The organism is Bacteroidales bacterium (genome assembly GCA_018334875.1).
Classification (GTDB): Bacteria; Bacteroidota; Bacteroidia; order Bacteroidales; family UBA12077; genus JAGXLC01.
In genome coordinates this window covers 1-3493 of record JAGXLC010000427.1, presented here as the reverse complement: position 1 = coordinate 3493, position 3493 = coordinate 1, and the positions used below count along the sequence as shown (strand labels likewise).

The 3493-nt window shown below is 44.2% G+C and carries 4 protein-coding genes; 1 reads left to right on the top strand and 3 read right to left on the bottom strand.

Going from position 1 to position 3493, the window contains the following annotated elements; translation table 11 throughout:
- The 3 genes from KGY70_19285 to KGY70_19275 form a co-directional block, all read right to left on the bottom strand.
- Nucleotides 1-688: sulfotransferase domain-containing protein (locus KGY70_19285; protein ID MBS3777346.1), on the bottom strand; the 688-nt coding region annotated here is incomplete at its 3' end.
- A gap of 54 nt (nucleotides 689-742) precedes the next feature.
- The gene (locus KGY70_19280; protein ID MBS3777345.1) at nucleotides 743-1546 is read right to left on the bottom strand and encodes a hypothetical protein; all 804 of its coding nucleotides are present in this window, start codon (nucleotides 1544-1546) and stop codon (nucleotides 743-745) included.
- 17 nt (nucleotides 1547-1563) lie between these two features.
- On the bottom strand, nucleotides 1564-2784 hold the full coding sequence (locus tag KGY70_19275) for a glycosyltransferase family 4 protein (GenBank protein MBS3777344.1): 1221 nt from the start codon (nucleotides 2782-2784) through the stop codon (nucleotides 1564-1566).
- Nucleotides 2785-2931: 147 nt separating this feature from the next.
- On the opposite strand from KGY70_19275, the gene KGY70_19270 reads away from it, so the two are divergent.
- A partial coding sequence (locus KGY70_19270; GenBank protein ID MBS3777343.1) for a hypothetical protein occupies nucleotides 2932-3493 on the top strand: 562 nt, incomplete at its 3' end.

Below are 3493 nucleotides of genomic sequence, written 5' to 3'. Positions count from 1 at the left end.
GGATCAGAAAACGCAGGCGGCTGGCCACAAAATTGTAATAGGGGGTATGGCGCAATCTTTTCCGGACAAAAGGAGGCCGGATCTTTCTGCGACCGGAGGATGTATGTTTGCTTTGGTCGTAGCGGGGAGAATAAAAGCCGGTATCCTCCACCCCGATAAAACGGAATATCTTCTGAAGGGTGGCTTTTCTTTGATTGTTCAGCTCCTCGGTGGTGACGATCAGGATCTGCTCGGGCGGGAAAAAACGCAGGTATTGTTCCAGCTGCATGTAATACAGGCTGCATTGAATATAATGAGAGTCGCTATCCTTCAGCTTTTCTCGCCAGCTACCGGCTTCCTCTGATCCCTTCAGCAGGTTGTGCTGCACATGCGAGACCACCCGGCTGATGGGATCACGCAACACATAGATCAGCTTCACCTTGGGCAGGGTTTGGTATATCCTTTCCGGAACCCCCTTTTGAGCCGGGTATTTGGTATAGTTGGTGGAGGCCTCCCCCTTGATCCTTTCATCGCCGGGAAACTGCCGACGGTACCATTCCAGTCCTTTTGAGAAATTCCGCTCCAGAAAAAAATTGGTCTCTTTCACCCCCGACATGGCCACCTCGGGATGCCGCCTCAGATAGTGGTACAGACTGGTGGTCCCGGCCTTCATAGCTCCTATTATGATGAAATGGGGAAATCTGCTCATAGATAGGTTAAGATCTTATGATTCATTAAAAAACCCTGGATGCAAACCTTTTTCCTATTGATCCAGATAAATCGAATAAGGCGTTTTTTTTATGGCTTCATACACCTCATCGTAATTAGCAATCAAATCCTCATTCTTTCTGGTGTTAACCTTTTTCATCCTGGTTGCCACCGGAACATCCTTGACCCCTAAATACCGGAAAATCCTGCTGGCAGTTTTTTGTTGAGCTTCCCGATCCTTCAGGTCTTTTTCGTAGGTGAAAGTCAAATGATCAAATTGTTTTAGTATCTCCTGCTCTCTTTTTTGATAATTCCATCTTATTTCCATCTTTTCAATTACTTCATTTGGATCCAGCACTAATTTCTGCCATTCTTTCTCCTCCATATTTTTATAAGCATGATAACTGCCACGCATATTAGCTATTTTGTTAGATAAGACGTGTTTAAAAAGATTTTCTCTTCTGAGATAGATGATTTTAAACCGATGGTATTTTAGATCTTTCAGCAATTTAGCCGTACCGTCCAATTTTTTTTGTGATTCGATTTGATATATTTTGTCCTTAAATCCATATCTTTTTTTACAAAAAAACCTGGCTTTGCCCAGAAGCATTTCCATCGGAAAAAATAGGTCGCCCGAACCAAGGTAAAATGTTTTATTGAATATCTCCTTATCACAATAAATATCATCATGGGAGTTCAGGAGCTCCGCGAGCAGTCTGCTGCCTGTTCTCCCCTGGGCCAAGATAAAGAAATCCTCTCCTGCGTCCCTGGTTTTTTCCGGCAACACTGACATCAAAGGATAAAAAAATTGATTCAAACCCGTATCATGGATTTTTACAAGCATTTTTTTGAGATCCATATGCATCCTCGCTTTTTTTATTCAGAAAGATTTTTAACCAACCGGTTCTCCTCTATCCTATGATAGGCATCAATCAATGGAACAACGGTGTTTTCCCATACAAACCGATGGGATACTTGCCTGCAATTGTTCTCAAATTGTTCGCGCATAGATTGATCCTGATAGATTTGAATCACTTTTTGGGCGAAATCCTGCACATCATTTTCCCGTATTGCCATTCCTACTTCAAATTGTTCCACCAGCTCCTTTTCCATCTTTTGCTGGGCCACCAGAATGGGCTTGCCGATAATCAAATATTGATAGATCTTAGTGGCAACGGTTCGGTCATTCTCTTCCCTAAGCACGGGGGGAATGTGAAAGCAAATGTCGCTGGCCCGGATATAAGAAGGAATTTGATCGACGCTCAGCCAGCCTGCAAAGTCCAAGTAAGACGATACTCCGAGCTTTTGGGCCCGGCCCATGGGATCGCTTCCCTTCCAGGTTCTTCCGGCTAATACCAGTTTAATATTCGGGATGTATTGAATCATCTCGGGCAAGGCTTCAATGGCCACATCCACTCCTCTCAACACATCTATATTGCCCAGGTAAAAAAGAACAAAATGATCCTTGTAACGTTCAAGAATCTTAGGATTTGATGGGATCTCTGCAAAGGATTGGGGAGGCGTATTGGGTATTTTGATCAGCTTTTCCGGATCTACGCCCACCTGTTGTATATATGCCTCGCGCAGAGGTTCTTCAATGGTAATGACCAGATCGGCCTGATTTAAATATTTTCTCTCGTAACGTTTCCAAGGGCTCAGCCATTTCACGACCTTCCCGGTAAAGGTATTCAGGTGTGCATTTTGCACGATCCAGTTGCTGTAATACTCATGTTGGTCACAAATAAGAGGGATGCCGTATTTCTTTTTCATCTGAAGCCCGACATCGGAAAGGGGCAGGTCGTGTATATGAATGGCATCGATGTCATCCTTTCGTATGATCTGCTCTATGTGCTTCTTCCATATCCACCGGTAAAACGGAACAACTAGGAACAGGGCATTCAGCTTGTTCCGGAGGGTATAATTCATTCTGAAACGTTTCACCTGCAAACCCTTATAATCCTCTTGCAAAGGAAGATCCCGACGGGTTGTATAACACAGCAGCACGATTTGATGACCCGCCCCGATCAGTGAATCGGCTTCTTTCTCCACCCTGTGATCGGGCGGGAACTCCTCGTTCAGCACCATCAGTATTCTCATACTTTCGGAAAATAAAGGTTTTCAATCCGTTTCGCCGACAAAATTAGGAAATTATAGGCATGTATCAGGCACATTGTGGTGAAAACTTGTTCGAAATATTCTGTTAATTTTCATACCTTAGATGCCTGTATAAAAACCCGTAACCATATGGACAAGCTCATTCGTTTCAGGAAACTGGTCCCCCACATTGTGGCCATCGTAATTTTCATTGGACTATCCTACAGTTATTTTTCCCCGTTGCTGGAGGGTAAAGACATTCAGCAATCCGACATCACTCATTTCAAAGGAATGTCGAAGGAGGTGCGGGATTACAGGGCTGACACGGGAGAAGAAGCGCTTTGGACCAACCGTCTGTTCGGGGGTATGCCTGCCTATTTTGCCGGCACCAAATTCAAAAACAACCATACCACTTCGCTGGAAAAATTGCTCACATTTCCGGCAAAACCCGCCAACTTCCTGTTCCTTTACCTGATTGGTTTTTACATTGCCCTTCTGCTATTCAGGGTTAATCCATGGTTAAGCATTGTAGGGGCCATTGCTTTTGCATTTTCCTCCTATTTTTTCATCATCATCGCCGCCGGACACAACACCAAAGCCCTGGCCATCGGATACATGGCCCCAATCGTAGCTTCCATCATTCACACATACCGGTATAAAAGATGGACTGGGTTGATCCTTACAGGAATATTTCTGAGTTTGCAAATCGAAT

Bases quoted from the DNA above. Each gene is read 5' to 3' on its own strand.
- KGY70_19280 (MBS3777345.1), bottom strand. From the start codon at position 1,546: ATGGATCTCAAAAAAATGCTTGTAAAAATCCATGATACGGGTTTGAAT.
- KGY70_19275 (MBS3777344.1), bottom strand. From the start codon at position 2,784: ATGAGAATACTGATGGTGCTGAACGAGGAGTTCCCGCCCGATCACAGG.